Here is a 15,294-nt window from a genome sequence, read left to right as displayed (position 1 = left end):
GGGATGCTGGGTGGATGACGGACACCCCGGCGCGGCTGCTCGGCCTGCTTTCGCTGCTCCAGACGCCCCGGGAGTGGCCGGGCAGCGAGCTGGCCGACCGGCTCGGGGTCAGCCCGCGCACGATCCGCCGCGACGTCGAGCGGCTGCGCGACCTGGGCTACCCCGTCGAGGCCAGCCGCGGCGTCACGGGCGGATACCGGCTGGTCGCCGGCACCGCGATGCCACCGCTCGTGCTCGACGACGAAGAAGCCGTCGCGATCGCGGTGGGCCTGCGGACCGCGGCGGGGCAGACCGTCGACGGCATCGAGGAGGCGTCCGTGCGGGCGCTGGCGAAGCTCGAGCAGGTCCTGCCCGCCCGCCTGCGCCGCCGGGTGGCCACGATCGGCACGGCGACCGTCGCCGCGCCGGCCGGCGGACCCGTCGTCGACCCGGCGCAGCTGACGGTGTTCGCCGGCGCGATCACCAACCACGAGACGGCCCGGTTCCACTACCGCGCGAACGACGGGACCGAGACCCGGCGCCGGGCCGAGCCGCTCCGGCTGGTGGCCGCCGGCCGCCGCTGGTACCTGGTCGCCTACGACCTCGACCGGGCGGACTGGCGGATCTTCCGGGCCGACCGGGTCCGCGACGCCCAGGCGACCGGCGGCCGCGTCGCCCCACGGCAGCCGCCTGCCACCGATCTGGCGGCCTACGTCGTCGACCGGCTCCACGACCTCGCGCCGACGTTCCGGGCGGTGGCCGTGCTGGCGGAACCGGCGGCGCAGATCGCGCCCCGCCTCGGCGTGACCGCCGGCGAGCTGACCGACCTGGACGACGGCCGCTGCCGGTGGCGCAGTCACCCGGACACGCTGGACTGGCTCGCGTTCCGGCTGCTGGGGCTCGGCTGCGCGTTCACGGCCGAGGAACCGCGGGAACTGGTCGAACACCTGAAGGCGCTCGCGGCCCGCGCCGCAGCAGCAGCGGGTTCCGGCGCGCGGGACTGACCGGCGGTGTGTGAGCACGCCCTCGCCAACGACGGCCGGATCACAGCACCATGGACTGTTTGCGTGCTGCTCCATGGGCAGGGAGGACAAGGTGGATAGCGCGCGGTCAGCTCACGGTGGAACGCAACAGCCCGCGGATCCGCCGCGACCGCATCTGGTGCGCGGGTCACAAGTTGCTCGTACGTGCGGTCGGCTTCTTCCACGGTCGCGACCGTGGACGCATGCCACACGACGAGATCGAAGCTCATCGGAACAACTCCGTTCAGGAAGGAGAAAAGGGACGACGGCCGGTGGTGGGCCGGTCCACTGTGGACCGGCCCACCGCCGGCTCAGCTCGGCTCGCCCTCGTCCAGGTCCGTGCGCCTGCTCGGCGGGACGGGGAGGTAGCAGCCCGGGTTCTCCGGGTCGCAGCCCACGCGGGGCAGCCGGGCACGGATGCCGCCGGGGGTGCGCTCGAAGTGCGCCGCGATCTCCGCGACGCTCTCCCCCGCGATCCACCGGCTCTCCAGCTCCGCGTCCATCTCCTCGTTCCACGGGCGGCCCTGCTGGGCGGGACGCCCCGCGGATCTTCGCCGCGGCGCCCGGCCCGTGCCGGTCGCGGACAGCAATCCGTCCGCCACGAGGTCGGCCACCGCGTCCGCCAACTCGGCGTCCAGGTCCAGGCTGCCCTCGGCGACCGGTTCGCCGCCGGGTCCACCGGCTTCCAGGGTGATCATCACCCTGGGGGTGGGTTCGGCGCGGTCGACGTCCGTCCTGGTCGCGACCACGATCTGGTAGGTGATTCCGTTTGCCCGGATCTCGGTCCGGCGCTCTTCGGTGATCGACATGCCGTGAAGCTAGCGCGCACCCCCGACAATTTCCGGCCACGCCCTGCTCACGGGCGACTTCGCTCCGAAATTGTCGGACCCCTCCCCTAACGTCCCGGATGACCACGAACCGTCACGAGGAGGCGACGATGAGAGACCGGCGGACAAGACGGTGCCCCGGTCCGGGCGAACCGGACCGGGGCACCGTGGGGAGCTACTTCCGCTTCTTCCGCTCAGAAGTGCAGCAGCCGGTCCAGCTGCCTCTCCTGGGCAGCCTTCGCGGTGTTGTCCGACTTCTGTGCCGCCGCGCCGTCGGGCACCGGCGGCGGCACCGGGCTGCACTGGACGTCCGAGTGGTTACCCGGCCGGCGCTTCGGCAGCGTGCCGGTGGCCAGGTAGTCGGCGATCCTGTCGTCCACACAGGACACCCCGGACAGCGAACCCGCGTGGGTCGTGCCGCCCGGCGCGCTGATCAGGCTCGAGTTCGGGAACCGCTTCCGGACCTCGAGGCTGCCGGTGTACGGCGTGGCGGCGTCGAGCTCCTCGCTGATCAGCAGCGCACCGGCCACCTTGCTGCCGTCGATGTCGACCGGCTTGCCCGCCTTCGCCGGCCAGTACACGCACGGCGCGTTGAACCAGGCGTTGCCCCAGGTCTCGAACGGGGCCTTGAAGTAGGTCAGCCAGTTGTCGATCCGCCACCGGTTCCAGTCGGTCGGCCACTGCACGTCGGTGCACTGCACACCCAGGTAGACGGCGAACCCGTTGTCGTTGCCGGGCGGGTTCGAGTCGTCGTAGAGCGCCTTCAGCGTCTGCCAGTCACCCTGGTGCACGTAGCCGTCGAAGGCCTTCGCCATGTCGACCCAGCCGAAGACGTAGTAGCCGGCCTGGAGGAAGATGTCGGTCCACTCGTCGCCGCCGATGACCCCGCCCGCCGGGTTCTTGGCGAGCTTGCGCTGGGTGGCGTACCAGAGCTTCTCGACGGCGTCACCGGTCTTGCCCAGGTGGTAGACGTCGTCGTACTTGGCCAGCCAGTCGAAGTAGATCTTGATGTTCTTGTCGAACGCGACGTCCTGGTCGAGGTTGGCCTGGTACCAGACCTTCCGCGGGTCGACGTTGCCGTCGAGCACCATCCGGCGGACGTTCTTCGGGTACAGCGTGCTGTACACCTGGCCGAGGTAGGTGCCGTAGGAGAAGCCGTAGTAGTTGATCTGCTTCTCGCCCAGCGCCTTGCGCAGGCTGTCCATGTCCTGGGCGACATCGGTCGTCTTGACGTGGTCGAGGATCGCGCCGTTCTTGCGGCACGCGTCGGCGTAGCCCTTCGAGCGGGCGAGCCACGTCTTCTCCAGCCGCGGCGTGGTCGGCACGTACGCGGGCCGGTTGTAGCTGAAGTAGTTCCCGTCGCAGCTGATCGCGGGCTTGCTGGACCCGACGCCCCGCGGGTCGAAGCCGATCCAGTCGTAGTTGTCCCCGGCGTGGTTCGGCACGTACTTGCCGAGCACCGACAGGCCGAGGCCCGAGCCGCCGGGGCCGCCCGGGTTGACCAGCATGATCCCCTGGGACCGCGGGGTCTTGTGCTTGATCCGAGAGACCGCGACGGAGACCTTCGCCCCGCCCGGGTGCGCGTAGTCCATCGGCACTTCGAGGAAACCGCACTCGGCGCCGGCGGCCTTGAGGCTCGCCGACGTGCACGGACCCCAGGCGATCGGCGCCGGGGTGAACTGCGCCCCGGGATCCGCCGAGGCGGCGGGCGCGGCCATCAGCCCGGCCGCGAGCCCCGCGGCGGCGACGGCGGCAACGATTCTTTTCACAGTCATCCTTTTCGTCCGCGTTCGACAGAGTTCGCCGGATTCCGGCGAAACTACCGGCAACCCTGGACAATCTCGCTGACCGACGCGACTTCCGCCATCCGCCTTTCGTCGGTACCTGAGCCGCCCATCACGCAGCGGAACTGTCGGTGGCCGGCAGTACGCTGCGGCCCTCGGGAGCAGGTGGGGAGGACGGATGAACGCGGACGAAGAGCTGGTCAAGGCGGTTCGCGCCGGGTTGGCCGAGGCGGCCGACCCGGGGAAGGCACCGGCGATGCGGGCGTACATGAAGTCGGCCATGCCCTTCCGCGGCGTGGCGAAACCCCAGCGCAGCGCGCTCCTCAAGCGGGTGCTGGCCGAGCACATATTGCCCGATCGAGTGACGTATTCGGCGACCGTCCTCCAGTTGTGGCGGACCGCCGAATTCCGCGAGGAGCGCTACGCGGCCATCGATCTTTCCGGATATCGGGCATACCGGCAGTGGCAGGCCCCCGGGGCGATCCCGATGTACGAAGAGATGATCGTCAGCGGGGCGTGGTGGGACTACGTGGACGAGCTGGCCATCCGCAGGATCGGGCCGATCCTGCGATCCGCCCGTGCCCAGGTCACTCCGGTCATGCTGGACTGGGCGGCCGGCCGGAGCCTCTGGCGGCGGCGTACGGCGATCATCTGCCAGGTCGGCGCGAAAGAGGCCACCGACACCGACCTGCTCACCCGGGCGATCGAGCCCGCGATCGCCGAGCCGGAGTTCTTCCTGCGCAAGGGAATCGGCTGGGCCCTGCGGGAGTACGCGAAGACGGCACCGGACTGGGTGCGGTCATTCGTGGACGAGCACCCGGGCCTGTCCGGGCTGTCCCGCCGGGAGGCGCTCAAGCACATCGGGTGAAGTGCGGCTGCGGGCGGAGGTGTCCGGAGGGTCGGCTCGCGCGCTCGGCTGCTTCGCGGCATGGTCCTGAGACGCGAAGAGGGGCCGGTGCGCCGGCCCCTCTTCTTGTACGTCGTGTTCTTGTGCGTCGTGCGCGGTGGCTACGCGCGGAGAGTCGCGTCGTACCGCTCGCCCGCCGCGGCGACCGCCGCGTCGCGGGCCTTCGTCGCCTCGTCGATCGTCAGGGTGCGGTCCGCGGCGCGGAACCGCAGCTTGTAGGCCAGCGACCGGTTGCCCTCGCCGACCTGCTCACCGGCGTAGACGTCGAACAGCGTGATTTCCTCCAGCAGCTCGCCCGCTCCGGCGCGCAGCACCGCGGCGAGGTCCGCCGACGGCACGTCCGCCGCCGCCACCAGGGCGACGTCCAGCAGCACCGGCGGGTAGCCGGACACGCTGGGCGCCGGGCGCGAATCCGGCAGCGGGATCGCCTCCAGGTCCAGCTCCATCGCGACCGTCCGCGGCGGCAGGCCGAGGGCCTCCACCACCTTGGGGTGCAGCTCGCCGGCGTGGCCGACCGGCCAGTCGCCGACCCGCAGCTGGGCGCAGCGGCCCGGGTGCCACGGGGGCAGGTCGGTGGCCTGCACGGTCAGCTCGACCCCGGCGGCCTCGGCGACCGTCCGGGCGGCCTGCACCGCGTCGGCCCAGCTCGCCTGCTCGCCTTGGCCCCACCAGCCGGGGCGGTGCCGGTGACCGGCGAGCACCACGGCGACGTGCAGCGGCTGCTGCGGCACGGCCGCTTCGAGCAGTGCCAGCTCCTCGTCCGTCGGCCGCCGGTCGACGCCGAGGTCCGGCATCTTCAGCGGGTTCGGCGCGGGCAGAACCACCTGGCCGATGTGGAACAGCGAGACGTCCTTCATTCCGCGCGAAACGTTGCGCTGCAGCGTGTCGAGCAGGCCGGGCAGCAGCGTGGTGGCCATCCGGTTGCGGTCGGCCTCCAGCGGGTTGCGTACCACGACGGTGTTGCGGCGGACGTCGTCGGCAGGCAGGCCGAAGGCGTCCCACACCGCGTCGCCGACGAACGGGAACGGCCGCACCTCGACGTACCCGGCCTCGGCCAGGGCGCGGGCGACGTTGCGGCTGCGCCGCTGGGCGTCGGTCAGACCGCGGCCGGCCGGGGCGGCGGGCAACGTCGAGGGAATGCTGTCGTAGCCCTCCAGCCGCAGCACCTCTTCGACGAGGTCGGCCGGCTGGCGCAGGTCGCCTCGCCAGCTCGGCGGGATGGCGGTGACCAGGCCGGTGCCGTCGTCGCCGGTGCCGACCGAGACCTTGCAGCCGATCTGGGTGAGCCGGCGGACGGTCACCCCGCGCTGGTAGTCCACGCCCGCGACCTTGTCGGGCAGGTTGATCGGCATCACGACCGCCGGGTCCGGCTCGACCACGCCCTCGTCGGTGCGGCCGGGCTGGATGGCGGCGTCGCCGTACTGGCGCAGCAGCCGCGCGGCCAGCTCGACGGCGGCCGCGCACAGCTGCGGGTCGGTGAACCGCTCGAACCGCTTGGCGGCCTCGGAGAACAGCTTGTGCCGACGCGCCGTGCGGCTGATCGCGGCCGGGTTCCAGTGCGCCGCCTCGAGCAGGACGTCGGTGCTCTCCGTCGTGATCTCGGTGCTCGCGCCACCCATCGTGCCCGCCAGCGAGATGACCCCGCTGTCGTCGGCGATCACGATGTCGTCCGGGTCGAGCGCGCGCTCGACATCGTCCAAAGTGGTCAGTTTCTCGCCCGGCGCCGCCCGGCGCACCACCAGGTCGCCCTGGATGGCCTTGGTGGCGAACGCGTGCAGCGGGTGCCCGAGCTCGAGCATCACGTAGTTCGTGACGTCGACGGCCAGCGAAATCGACCGGATGCCGGCCAGCATCAGCCGCCGCCGCATCCACCACGGGGTCGGCGCGGTCGCGTCCAGGCCGGTGACCCGGCGCAGCACGAACCGCGGGCAGCCTTCCGGGTCCTCGACGCGGACCGGCCAGGCCTCGCCCTCGGCCGCCGGGACCTCCAGCAGGGCCGGGTCGCCGAAGGGCACGTCCAGCGCGTTCGACAGCTCGCGCGCCAGGCCGCGGATCGACAGCGCGTAGCCGCGGTCCGGGGTCGGGACGAGCTCGATCACCGAGTCGTTCAGGCCGAGCAGTTCCTGGGCGTCGTCGCCCGGGCTCGCGGTGCCCGAGGGCAGCACGAGGATGCCGGTGTGGTCGTCGCCGAGGCCGAGCTCCCGCGCCGAGCAGATCATGCCGTCGCTGATCCGGCCGTAGGTCTTGCGGGAGGCGATGGCGAAGTCGCCGGGCAGGACGGCGCCGGGCAGCGCGACGACGACCAGGTCGCCCTCGGCGAAGTTGCGCGCGCCGCAGATGATGCCGCGGGTCTTGATGCCGTGCGGGCCCTCGTCGAACTCGCCGGCTTCGTCGTCCTCGTCGTCGAGCTCTTCGTCCTCGTCGTCCAGGACCTCGGATTCGTCGGTGGGCTCGCCGACGTCGACGCGGCAGAACCGGACCGGCTTCTTGAACTCGGTGAGCTCCTCGACCTCGGCCACCCGGCCGACGACCAGCGGGCCGGTCACGGGCCCGAGCTCGCTGAGGTCGTCTACCTCGATCCCGATCCGCACGAACGCGTCGGCCAGGTCCTGCGGCGTGACCTCCTCAGCGAGATCGAGGTGTTCGGTCAGCCAGCTGACTGGGACTCGCACTACGCCTCCGTTCCGAAGGGAAGGGTGAAGCGGACGTCGCCTTCCACCATGTCGCGCATGTCCGGGATCCCGTTGCGGAACTGCAGGGTGCGCTCGATGCCCATGCCGAAAGCGAAGCCCGAGTACACCTCGGGGTCGACGCCGCAGGCGCGCAGCACGTTCGGGTTGACCATGCCGCAGCCGCCCCACTCGACCCAGCCGGGGCCGCCCTTCTTCTCCTCGAACCAGACGTCCACCTCGGCGGACGGCTCGGTGAAGGGGAAGAAGTGCGGGCGCAGCCGCGTCTTCGAGTTCTCTCCGAACATTGCGCGGGCGAAGGCGTCGAGCGTGCCCTTGAGGTGCGCCATGGTGATGCCCTTGTCCACCGCGAGGCCTTCGACCTGCGTGAACACCGGGGTGTGCGTCGAGTCCAGCTCGTCGGTGCGGTACGTCCGGCCCGGGCAGACGACGTACACCGGCAGGTCGCGGTGCAGCAGCGTGCGGGCCTGCACCGGCGAGGTGTGCGTGCGCAGCACCAGGCCGGAGTCCTCCTCGCCGACGTAGAAGGTGTCCTGCAGCTGGCGGGCCGGGTGGTCCTTGCCGAAGTTCAGCGCGTCGAAGTTGAACCACTCGGCTTCGAGCTCCGGGCCCTCGGCGACCTCGTAGCCCATCGCGACGAAGGCGTCCGCGACGCGTTCGGAGACGGTGCTGATCGGGTGCCGGGCACCCCGCGGGACGCGGTCCCACGGCAGGGTGACGTCGACGGCCTCTTCGCGCAGCACGCGCTCGTCGCGCTCCACCTGGAGCTCGGCGCGGCGCTTGTCGAAGGCCGACTGGACGGCCTGCCGGGCCTCGTTGACGCGCTTGCCCGCCTCGGCCTTCTCCTGCTTGGGCAGGGCGCCGATCTCGCGGCGGGCCAGCAGCAGCGGCGAGTGGTCGCCGAGGTGAGCCGGCTTGACCTCGGCCAGCGCTTCGAGCCCGGTCGCGGCGGCGAACGCCGCTTCGGCGGTCTTGACCGCCTCCTGCAGCGTTTCGGGGGCGAGCACCGCGCCCTGGGCTTCCTTCTCCGTGGCTCCGGACATAACTCCTCGGCGTCCGCTGGGACTGGTCGTTCGCGAGCCGTCGGACACGTGGCACGCGAGAGGTCAAAGGTGGGAAAAGTCTATGGGATCGGGTCGGCGCGGCCCCGGTCGCCCTCGGAGCCAGGCGGCGGCCCGGTCGGCGAGCCCGGAACGCTTCGGCGGAGCGAGCAGGCACGGCCGCACGACTGCCGCACGACACTGCCGGGCACGGAGGTGCCAGAACAAGAATCTCCGCTGGTCAGCGGCGTGCCGCCATCGCGCTCGTGTAGACGCAGACGGCCGCCGCCGTGGCGAGGTTCAGGCTCTCGGCCCGGCCGTACAGGGGGATCCGGACGGCGAGGTCGGTCCGGTCGAGGACGTCGGGCGGCAGGCCGTGGGCCTCGTTGCCGAACACCCACGCCGTCGACACGGCGAGGTCCACCCGATCGAGTTCGGCTTCGGCGTAGCCGTGGGCGGCGAACGTCCGCAGGCCGGCGGCCGAGCAGGCCGCCAGTGCCGCGGCGACGTCGCGGACGCGGGCGATCGGCAGGTGGAACAGGCTGCCGGCGGCCGCGCGAACGCACTTGCCGTTGTGGGGGTCGACCGTATCGCCCGCGAGGACCACGGCGTCGGCGCCCGCCGCGTCGGCGACGCGGATCACCGTGCCCGCGTTGCCGGGGTCGGCGACGTCCACCAGCATCACCACGAGCTTGGCGGCCGGCGTCACGGCTTCTTCGAGCGGGCGGTCCAGCAGCGCGCAGACGGCCACGATGCCTTGGGGCGTCACGGTTTCCGAAAGGCCGTCCGCGGCGCGGTCGGTGATCGGCGAGACGGCGACGCCGGCCTCACGGGCCGCGTCGAGCAGGCCGGCGTGCTGCGCCGCCGCGCGCTCGGTGACGAACAGCTCGTGCACGGTGCCGCCGGCCAGTGCGGCCTCGACGGCGTTGGCGCCCTCGGCCAGGAACCGGCCGGTCTTGTCGCGTTCCGCGCGCCGCGTCAGCTTGCGCGCAGCAACGACCCGGGGGGTCCGCTCGGTGAACGGATCCGCCCCGGGTCGGGAAAAGCCGCCGGTCAGGCCGACTTCGCTTCGCCGGTGTTGACGTTGGCCTTGGCGAGCTCGGCCAGCGCCGTGAAGGCGGCGGCGTCGTTGACGGCCAGGTCCGCGAGGATCTTGCGGTCGACCTCGACACCCGCGGCCTTGATGCCCTGGATGAACCGGTTGTAGGTCACCCCGTTGGCGCGGGCGGCCGCGTTGATGCGGGTGACCCACAGGCGGCGGAAGTCACCCTTGCGGGCACGGCGGTCCCGGTAGGCGTAGTTCAGCGAGTGAAGCGTCTGCTCCTTGGCCTTGCGGTACAGCCGCGAACGCTGGCCGCGGTAGCCGCTGGCCAGTTCGAGAGTTGCGCGACGCTTCTTCTGGGCGTTTACCGCCCGCTTGACGCGTGCCACGGGTCCATCCTGTCGATCTAGGGGGGCGAAGGGGGACGCCCCGGGTGGTCAGAGCAAGTTCTGCGGGATCAGATGCCGAGCAGGCGCTTGAGACGGCCGGCCTCGGTCTTCGACACCTCGGTGGTGCCCTCGAGACGGCGGGTCACGCGGCTGGACTTCTTCTCCATGCGGTGGCGCCGGCCGGTCATCTGGCGGCGCAGCTTGCCCGTACCCGTCTTGCGGATGCGCTTGGACGTCCCGCTGTGGGTCTTCATCTTCGGCATTTCGGTCCTCTTTCGTGCGGCGGCTCACCGGAGAACCGGTGAGCCGCTGACTCGTGCTGGTCGGCGCCTACGCGTCGGGGGTCGGCTCGGGAGCCGCCTCGGCCTTCGCCTTCGGCTTCACGTTCTTGTGCGGGGCCAGCACCATGATCATGTTGCGGCCGTCCTGCTTGGCCGACGATTCGACGAAGCCGAGCTCCGTGACGTCTTCGGCGAGCTTCTGCAGCAGCCGGTAGCCGAGCTCCGGCCGGGACTGCTCGCGACCGCGGAACATGATCGTGACCTTGACCTTGTTGCCCGCCGCCAGGAAGCGCGACACGTGACCCTTCTTGGTCTCGTAGTCGTGCTGGTCGATCTTGGGGCGCAGCTTCTGTTCCTTGATGACGGTCAGCTGCTGGTTGCGCCGCGACTCGCGGGCCTTCTGCGCGCTCTCGTACTTGAACTTGCCGAAGTCCATGAGCTTGCACACCGGCGGGCGGGCCTGCGGCGCGACCTCGACGAGGTCGAGGTCGTTCTCCTGCGCCAGGCGCAGCGCATCCTCGATCCGGACGATGCCGACCTGCTCGCCGGCGGGTCCGACGAGACGGACCTCCGGCACCCGGATTCGGTCGTTGATGCGTGTCTCGGAGCTGATGGGGCCTCCTTGGTCCGAGGAATGTTTCCTGTTCATCGACCTGGTGCCCACATAGCGAAGGCCCCGACACCATTCGGTGTGCGGGGCCCACTCTGTTTCCGATCGCACCCGGCTGCGAAGCCGGGCACTTCACCCTGGACTTCACGCCCGGGCGAGACCGGACCCGGACACCTGTACGGTGACGCGGGTGGGAGCGGGGCTCCACTTGCCGCCCCCGATCGCTCGGGGGCTGGTCGCTCGTGGAAGGGTACCAGACGTGCCGGAACAACCTTCGCAACAGCCCCCGTATTCCCCGGAAGCCCGCCACCTGGAGGACATCCCCAGCGTGGAGGTGATCAGCCGCGCCGCGGTCATGCTGCTGTCCGCGGGCGCCGAACGGCTCGGCCTCGCCGACGCCGACCCGGACACCTCCCCGCACCGCGACCTCGACGAAGCGCGCCGCCTGATCACCGCGCTGGCCGGGCTCGTGACGGCCTCCGCCGAGTACCTGGGCCTGCACGCCGGGCCGTTGCGGGACGGTCTGCAGTCGCTGCAGAAGGCGTTCCGGGAAGCTTCGGCCGTGCCGGACGAGCCCGGGCAGGGGCCCGGGGAAAAGTACACCGGCCCGGTCTACTGACCGCGGCCGCACCCCGCCCCGAACATCCCCCGCCCTCTCCGGGGGGCGTCCCCAGGTCCAGTGTATCGGGGGCGCCGGACGGAAAGCCGGAGAAGGCGGGGGCCGCGGGGCGGTTGTCCACATCACGGGCTGCCTGTGGACAACCGCGAGCCGACCCGCGAAGACCGCTGGATATGACCGGCCAGGCCAGGCCGCCTCATGTGACCGATCAGACCTGGCGAAGCACGGCTGCCGACATCTAACATGTTAGATGTGAGTCTCTCGAAGGTCACTCGCCCGTTGCTGCGCGACGAGGCGTACGACCGCATCCGCCAGGCCATCGTCGACGGGACGCTGCCGTCCGGTGCTTCGCTGCGCGACGGCGATCTCGCCGATCAACTCGGGCTCTCGAAAGCCCCCGTGAGGGAAGCTCTGCGCCGCCTGGCCGAAGAGGGGCTCGTCGACTCGAAGCCGCAGAGCTACACCCGGGTCTCCGATGTCATGTCGCGGGATGTGCTCGATGCCCGGGAGATCGTGCGGGTACTGCACGAGTTCGCCGTCCGGCAGGCCGTGCCGAAATGCCGTCCGGACGACCTCGCCGCCATGCGGGCGGCCAATGACCGCTTCGCCGCCGCGATCGAGGCCGGTGACGCCGCGGCCGCCGTGAAAGCGGACGACGACCTGCACGACATCCCCGTGCGCCTCGCCGGCAACGCCGCCGTCGCCGCGACCCTCGACCGCTACACGCCGCTGCTTCGCCGGCTTGAGCACGCCCGGTTCAGCTCCGCGCTCGCCTGGAACTCCGTCGAGCGCCACACACGGCTCATCGACGCGCTCGAGAAGCGCGACACCGACGAAGCCGTCTCCGTGATTTCCACGATCTGGACCGACCTCCTGGAGGACCGATGACCCTGGCCGACTTCCCGCGCTATCCCCTGCTCTTCGGCCCGTCGCCGGTGCACCCCCTCGAACGCCTCACCGAACACCTCGGCGGCGCCGAGATCTGGGCCAAGCGCGAAGACGTGAACTCCGGCCTCGCGTTCGGTGGGAACAAGACCCGCAAGCTGGAGTACCTCGTCGCCGACGCGCTCGCCCAGGGTGCCGACACCCTCGTTTCGATCGGCGGCGTCCAGTCCAACCACACCCGGCAGGTCGCGGCCGCCGCGGCGCGCGCCGGACTGAAAGCCGTGCTCGTGCAGGAAAGCTGGGTCGACTGGCACGACCCGCTCTACGACAAGGTCGGCAACATCCAGCTCTCGCGCATCCTCGGCGCCGACGTCCGGCTCGTCCAGGCCGGCTTCGGCATCGGGTTCAAGGAGGCGTGGGAGAACGCGGTCGCCGAGATCGAAGAGCAAGGCGGCAAGCCGTACGCCATCCCCGCCGGCGCCTCGGACCACCGGCTCGGCGGCCTCGGCTTCGCGAACTGGATCGTCGAGCTCGAAAAGCAGGAGGAAGAACTCGGTGTCTTCTTCGACACCGTGATCGTCTGCTCGGTCACCGGCAGCACCCAGGGCGGGATGATCGCCGGGACCACCCTCGGCAAGAAGCGACGCATCCTCGGCATCGACGCTTCCGCCAAACCGGACGAGACCCGCGAGCAGGTCACGCGCATCGCGCGCAACACCGCCGAACTGATCGGTTCCGGGGAGATCCCCGACGTCGAGCTCGACGACCGCTACCACGCCGGAATCTACGGCGTCCCCGACAAGTCCACTGTGGACGCGATCGAGACGTGCGCCCGGCTGGAAGGCATGATCACCGACCCCGTCTACGAGGGCAAGTCGATGGCCGGGCTCATCGACCTCGTCAAGAACGGCGAGATCTCGCGCGACGCGAACGTCCTCTACGCCCACCTCGGCGGGCAGCCAGCCCTGAACGGCTACACGAGCGTTCTGGGCTGACCGCCCGGCACCGGGTCAGTCCAGCACGCAGAGCACGTCGATCTCGACGAGCAGCTCACCCGGGAGGCCGACGTACACCGTCGTGCGCGCGGCGTGCGGGGCGTCGCCGATCAGTTCGTTGTAGACCTCGTTGAACGGCGCGAAGTGCGCCGTGTCGGTCAGGTACACCCGCACCATGATCGCGTCGGCGAGGCTCGAGCCCGCCTCGGCCAGCACGGCTTCGATGTTCCTGAACGTCTGCCGGGTCTGGCCCGCGACGTCGTCGCCGACGATCGCGCCGGTCGCCGGGTCGAACCCGACCTGGCCGGCGACCTGCAGCAGGTTCCCCTTGCGGACGGCCTGTGAGAACATCGCCGGCGGCTTCGGCGCGTTCTCGGTGGAAACTGCCGTCTTGCTCATCAGTGCCCCTTTCCGTTCCCCGTCCATCCACTGTGGACGGAAGCTTCGTGCGTCGCCGCCCGCAGGTCCGGGACCAGGGCGAGCAGGCCTTCGTAGTCGAGCAGCACCTTCGGCACCGACATCGACGCGGCGGCGAGGACTTCGCCACCCGTCCCTCGCACCGGCGCCGCGATGCAGTGGATGAAGTCCTCGTGCTCGGCGTTGTCGACGGCGTACCCGAGCTGGGCCACGCGTTCCAGCTCGGCGAGGTAGGCCTCGGGCGTGGTGATCGTGTTCGGCGTCCGCACCGGGTACTCGATCGACCGCGCGATCTCCTCGCGGCGGCCCGCGGGCATGGCCGCGACCAGCACCTTCCCCACCGCGGTGCAGTGCAGCGGCGCACGCTTGCCGATGCGCGAGTACATCCGCACCGAGTGCCTGCCTTCGAACTTGTCGATGTAGACGACTTCGCCGTCCTCGTAGCTGGCCAGGTGCACGGTGTGCCCGGTGCGCGCGTTGAGGGCGGCGAGCGCGGGCTGGGCGCTGCGCCGGACGTCGAAGGAATCGAGGGCCTGGTTGGCGAGGTCGAACATGGCGCTGCCCAGCCGGTAGTACCGGGCGCCCTCCCGCCGGACGAAGTGGTGCTGTTCGAGGGTGCGCAGCAGCCGCAGCACCGTCGACTTGTGCACGCCGATCTCGTCGGCGAGGTCGTCGAGGGTGCGCGCGTCCTTCGCGATCGACCCCAGCAACGTCAGCGCCCGGTCCAGGCTTTGACTCACGTCAGCACCACGCCCTCTCCGGTCAGCCGCGCCGAACGCCACTCGTCCGGGTCCGCGTGCAGCAGGGTAGCCACGACCGGGGGCGGCAGCGGCACGCCGACATCGTCGTGGGTGAGCAGGGTGACGGCGGCCTGGAGATGCCCCTGCCGCAGCCGTTCCAGGGGCGTGGCGCCGCGCAGCGTCGCGGCCAGGAACCCGGCGGCGAACGCGTCGCCCGCCCCGACCGGCTCGACGACGTCGACCTTCAGCGCGGGCGCGAACAACGGCTCGCCTTCGACCAGGGTGGCGCCGCGTTCGCCGTGCTTGACGACGAGCGTGCGCGGCCCCGGCAGCAGGGCCCGCAGCTTCGCCGGGTCGCCGGTCCCCCACACCTGCCGGGCTTCGTCGTCGCCGGTCAGGACGATGTCCGCCTGACCGGCCAGCTCGGCGAGCAGCCCCGGGTCACGGCCGGTCCAGAGCGCCGGGCGCAGGTTGACGTCGAATGAGATCAGCCGGTCGCCGCGGGGCATGTCCAAGAGCGCGCGCACCAGCGCGAGGCAGCTGTCCGACAGCGCGGGCGTGATCCCCGACAGGTGCAGCACGCGGACGCCGTCGAGGTCGAGCCGATCAAGCAGCGCCGGGCCCATCCCGGACGCGGCCGAGCCGGTCCGGTAGTAGCGCACGGGACTACCGCCGGCGCCGCTTTCCTTGACGTAGAGCCCGGTCGGGCGCAGCGGGTCGACGGAACACGCGCTGACGTCGACGCCGTGGGCAGCGACCTCCCGCAGCATCGCCCGGCCGAACGGGTCGTCACCGACCGCGCTCACCCAGCCGCTGCGGACCCCCAGCGTCGGCAGGTTGCAGGCCACGTTCGATTCGGCGCCACCGATCGTGCGCGTCCACTGCTTCACCTCGTCCGGCGGGCCGGGTTCGGCGGGCACGAACAGCGCCATCGACTCGCCCACACACAGCACCTCGGGCCCGCTCGTCACTGTCCGTCTCCCTGCCCTTCACCCCGTTGACCTGTGGCGACCCGGATGCTACACCTATGGCGCGCAGCATGCGCAACAGTCGTTGCAACATACGCA

The 15,294-nt window shown here is 71.1% G+C and carries 16 protein-coding genes; 5 read left to right on the top strand and 11 right to left on the bottom strand.

Annotated features, from left to right (window positions below; translation table 11 throughout):
• Positions 1-14: 14 nt before the first annotated feature.
• Positions 15-983 (top strand): helix-turn-helix transcriptional regulator, encoded by a 969-nt coding sequence (locus A3CE_RS0138625; protein ID WP_020645463.1) that lies wholly within the window; start codon positions 15-17, stop codon positions 981-983.
• Between the two features lie 329 nt (positions 984-1,312).
• Here A3CE_RS0138625 and A3CE_RS0138620 read toward each other — a convergent pair whose 3' ends face one another.
• Together A3CE_RS0138620 and A3CE_RS0138615 are read right to left on the bottom strand one after the other, a co-directional pair.
• Positions 1,313-1,810, bottom strand: a complete 498-nt coding sequence (locus A3CE_RS0138620; protein ID WP_020645462.1) for a hypothetical protein — start codon at positions 1,808-1,810, stop codon at positions 1,313-1,315.
• Positions 1,811-2,022: 212 nt separating this feature from the next.
• Entirely contained in the window at positions 2,023-3,597 is a 1,575-nt protein-coding gene (locus A3CE_RS0138615; RefSeq protein ID WP_020645461.1) for an alpha/beta hydrolase, read from the bottom strand.
• 193 nt (positions 3,598-3,790) lie between these two features.
• Between A3CE_RS0138615 and A3CE_RS0138610 the strand changes: the two genes are divergently transcribed.
• Positions 3,791-4,480 carry a DNA alkylation repair protein gene (locus tag A3CE_RS0138610; RefSeq protein ID WP_020645460.1) on the top strand — a complete coding sequence of 230 codons (690 nt, stop codon included), beginning with the start codon at positions 3,791-3,793 and terminating at the stop codon, positions 4,478-4,480.
• Positions 4,481-4,620: 140 nt separating this feature from the next.
• Here A3CE_RS0138610 and pheT read toward each other — a convergent pair whose 3' ends face one another.
• From pheT to infC, 6 genes are all read right to left on the bottom strand, one after another.
• Positions 4,621-7,191 (bottom strand): phenylalanine--tRNA ligase subunit beta, encoded by a 2,571-nt coding sequence (pheT, locus tag A3CE_RS0138605; RefSeq protein WP_020645459.1) that lies wholly within the window; start codon positions 7,189-7,191, stop codon positions 4,621-4,623.
• The gene (pheS, locus tag A3CE_RS0138600) at positions 7,191-8,252 is read right to left on the bottom strand and encodes a phenylalanine--tRNA ligase subunit alpha (RefSeq protein WP_020645458.1); all 1,062 of its coding nucleotides are present in this window, start codon (positions 8,250-8,252) and stop codon (positions 7,191-7,193) included. The genes pheT and pheS overlap by 1 nt, the downstream gene beginning before the upstream one ends.
• Before the next feature lie 238 nt (positions 8,253-8,490).
• On the bottom strand, positions 8,491-9,306 hold the full coding sequence (locus A3CE_RS0138595) for a TrmH family RNA methyltransferase (RefSeq protein ID WP_260473741.1): 816 nt from the start codon (positions 9,304-9,306) through the stop codon (positions 8,491-8,493).
• A complete protein-coding gene (gene rplT, locus A3CE_RS0138590) occupies positions 9,303-9,680 on the bottom strand; it encodes a 50S ribosomal protein L20 (protein WP_020645456.1) in 378 nt (125 codons plus the stop codon). Before rplT ends, A3CE_RS0138595 begins: the two co-directional genes overlap by 4 nt.
• A 68-nt stretch (positions 9,681-9,748) precedes the next feature.
• Positions 9,749-9,943 carry a 50S ribosomal protein L35 gene (rpmI, locus tag A3CE_RS0138585; protein WP_013227847.1) on the bottom strand — a complete coding sequence of 65 codons (195 nt, stop codon included), beginning with the start codon at positions 9,941-9,943 and terminating at the stop codon, positions 9,749-9,751.
• A 67-nt stretch (positions 9,944-10,010) separates the two neighbouring features.
• Positions 10,011-10,610 (bottom strand): translation initiation factor IF-3, encoded by a 600-nt coding sequence (infC, locus tag A3CE_RS0138580; RefSeq protein ID WP_245589652.1) that lies wholly within the window; start codon positions 10,608-10,610, stop codon positions 10,011-10,013.
• 220 nt (positions 10,611-10,830) lie between these two features.
• On the opposite strand from infC, the gene A3CE_RS0138575 reads away from it, so the two are divergent.
• The 3 genes from A3CE_RS0138575 (at position 10,831) to A3CE_RS0138565 (ending at position 13,070) form a co-directional block, all read left to right on the top strand.
• Positions 10,831-11,190 (top strand): DUF1844 domain-containing protein, encoded by a 360-nt coding sequence (locus A3CE_RS0138575; protein ID WP_125591546.1) that lies wholly within the window; start codon positions 10,831-10,833, stop codon positions 11,188-11,190.
• A gap of 252 nt (positions 11,191-11,442) precedes the next feature.
• Positions 11,443-12,078, top strand: a complete 636-nt coding sequence (locus A3CE_RS0138570) for a GntR family transcriptional regulator (protein ID WP_376741596.1) — start codon at positions 11,443-11,445, stop codon at positions 12,076-12,078.
• Positions 12,075-13,070 carry a 1-aminocyclopropane-1-carboxylate deaminase gene (locus tag A3CE_RS0138565; protein WP_020645452.1) on the top strand — a complete coding sequence of 332 codons (996 nt, stop codon included), beginning with the start codon at positions 12,075-12,077 and terminating at the stop codon, positions 13,068-13,070. The genes A3CE_RS0138570 and A3CE_RS0138565 overlap by 4 nt, the downstream gene beginning before the upstream one ends.
• Positions 13,071-13,085: 15 nt before the next feature.
• On the opposite strand, the gene A3CE_RS0138560 is transcribed toward A3CE_RS0138565, so the two are convergent.
• The 3 genes from A3CE_RS0138560 to A3CE_RS0138550 are packed head-to-tail and all read right to left on the bottom strand — an operon-like array spanning position 13,086 to position 15,159.
• Positions 13,086-13,469: a RidA family protein gene (locus A3CE_RS0138560; protein WP_020645451.1), complete on the bottom strand. Its 384-nt coding sequence runs from the start codon at positions 13,467-13,469 to the stop codon at positions 13,086-13,088.
• Positions 13,469-14,227 carry an IclR family transcriptional regulator gene (locus tag A3CE_RS0138555; RefSeq protein WP_020645450.1) on the bottom strand — a complete coding sequence of 253 codons (759 nt, stop codon included), beginning with the start codon at positions 14,225-14,227 and terminating at the stop codon, positions 13,469-13,471. Before A3CE_RS0138555 ends, A3CE_RS0138560 begins: the two co-directional genes overlap by 1 nt.
• Positions 14,224-15,159, bottom strand: coding sequence for a sugar kinase (locus tag A3CE_RS0138550; protein ID WP_245589836.1), 936 nt, complete (start codon positions 15,157-15,159; stop codon positions 14,224-14,226). The genes A3CE_RS0138555 and A3CE_RS0138550 overlap by 4 nt, the downstream gene beginning before the upstream one ends.
• Between the last annotated feature and the right edge of the window lie 135 nt (positions 15,160-15,294).

The organism is Amycolatopsis balhimycina FH 1894 (assembly GCF_000384295.1).
GTDB classification, from domain to species: Bacteria; Actinomycetota; Actinomycetes; order Mycobacteriales; family Pseudonocardiaceae; genus Amycolatopsis; species Amycolatopsis balhimycina.
Note: the sequence above shows the minus strand (reverse complement) of the source record. Positions and strands in the feature narration are given on the sequence as shown.

Coding starts and splice junctions, on each gene's coding strand:
- A3CE_RS0138625 (WP_020645463.1), top strand. CDS start 15: ATGACGGACACCCCGGCGCGGCTGCTCGGCCTGCTTTCGCTGCTCCAG.
- A3CE_RS0138620 (WP_020645462.1), bottom strand. CDS start 1,810: ATGTCGATCACCGAAGAGCGCCGGACCGAGATCCGGGCAAACGGAATC.
- A3CE_RS0138610 (WP_020645460.1), top strand. CDS start 3,791: ATGAACGCGGACGAAGAGCTGGTCAAGGCGGTTCGCGCCGGGTTGGCC.
- pheS (WP_020645458.1), bottom strand. CDS start 8,252: ATGTCCGGAGCCACGGAGAAGGAAGCCCAGGGCGCGGTGCTCGCCCCC.
- rpmI (WP_013227847.1), bottom strand. CDS start 9,943: ATGCCGAAGATGAAGACCCACAGCGGGACGTCCAAGCGCATCCGCAAG.
- infC (WP_245589652.1), bottom strand. CDS start 10,610: ATGAACAGGAAACATTCCTCGGACCAAGGAGGCCCCATCAGCTCCGAG.
- A3CE_RS0138565 (WP_020645452.1), top strand. CDS start 12,075: ATGACCCTGGCCGACTTCCCGCGCTATCCCCTGCTCTTCGGCCCGTCG.
- A3CE_RS0138560 (WP_020645451.1), bottom strand. CDS start 13,469: ATGAGCAAGACGGCAGTTTCCACCGAGAACGCGCCGAAGCCGCCGGCG.
- A3CE_RS0138550 (WP_245589836.1), bottom strand. CDS start 15,159: ATGGCGCTGTTCGTGCCCGCCGAACCCGGCCCGCCGGACGAGGTGAAG.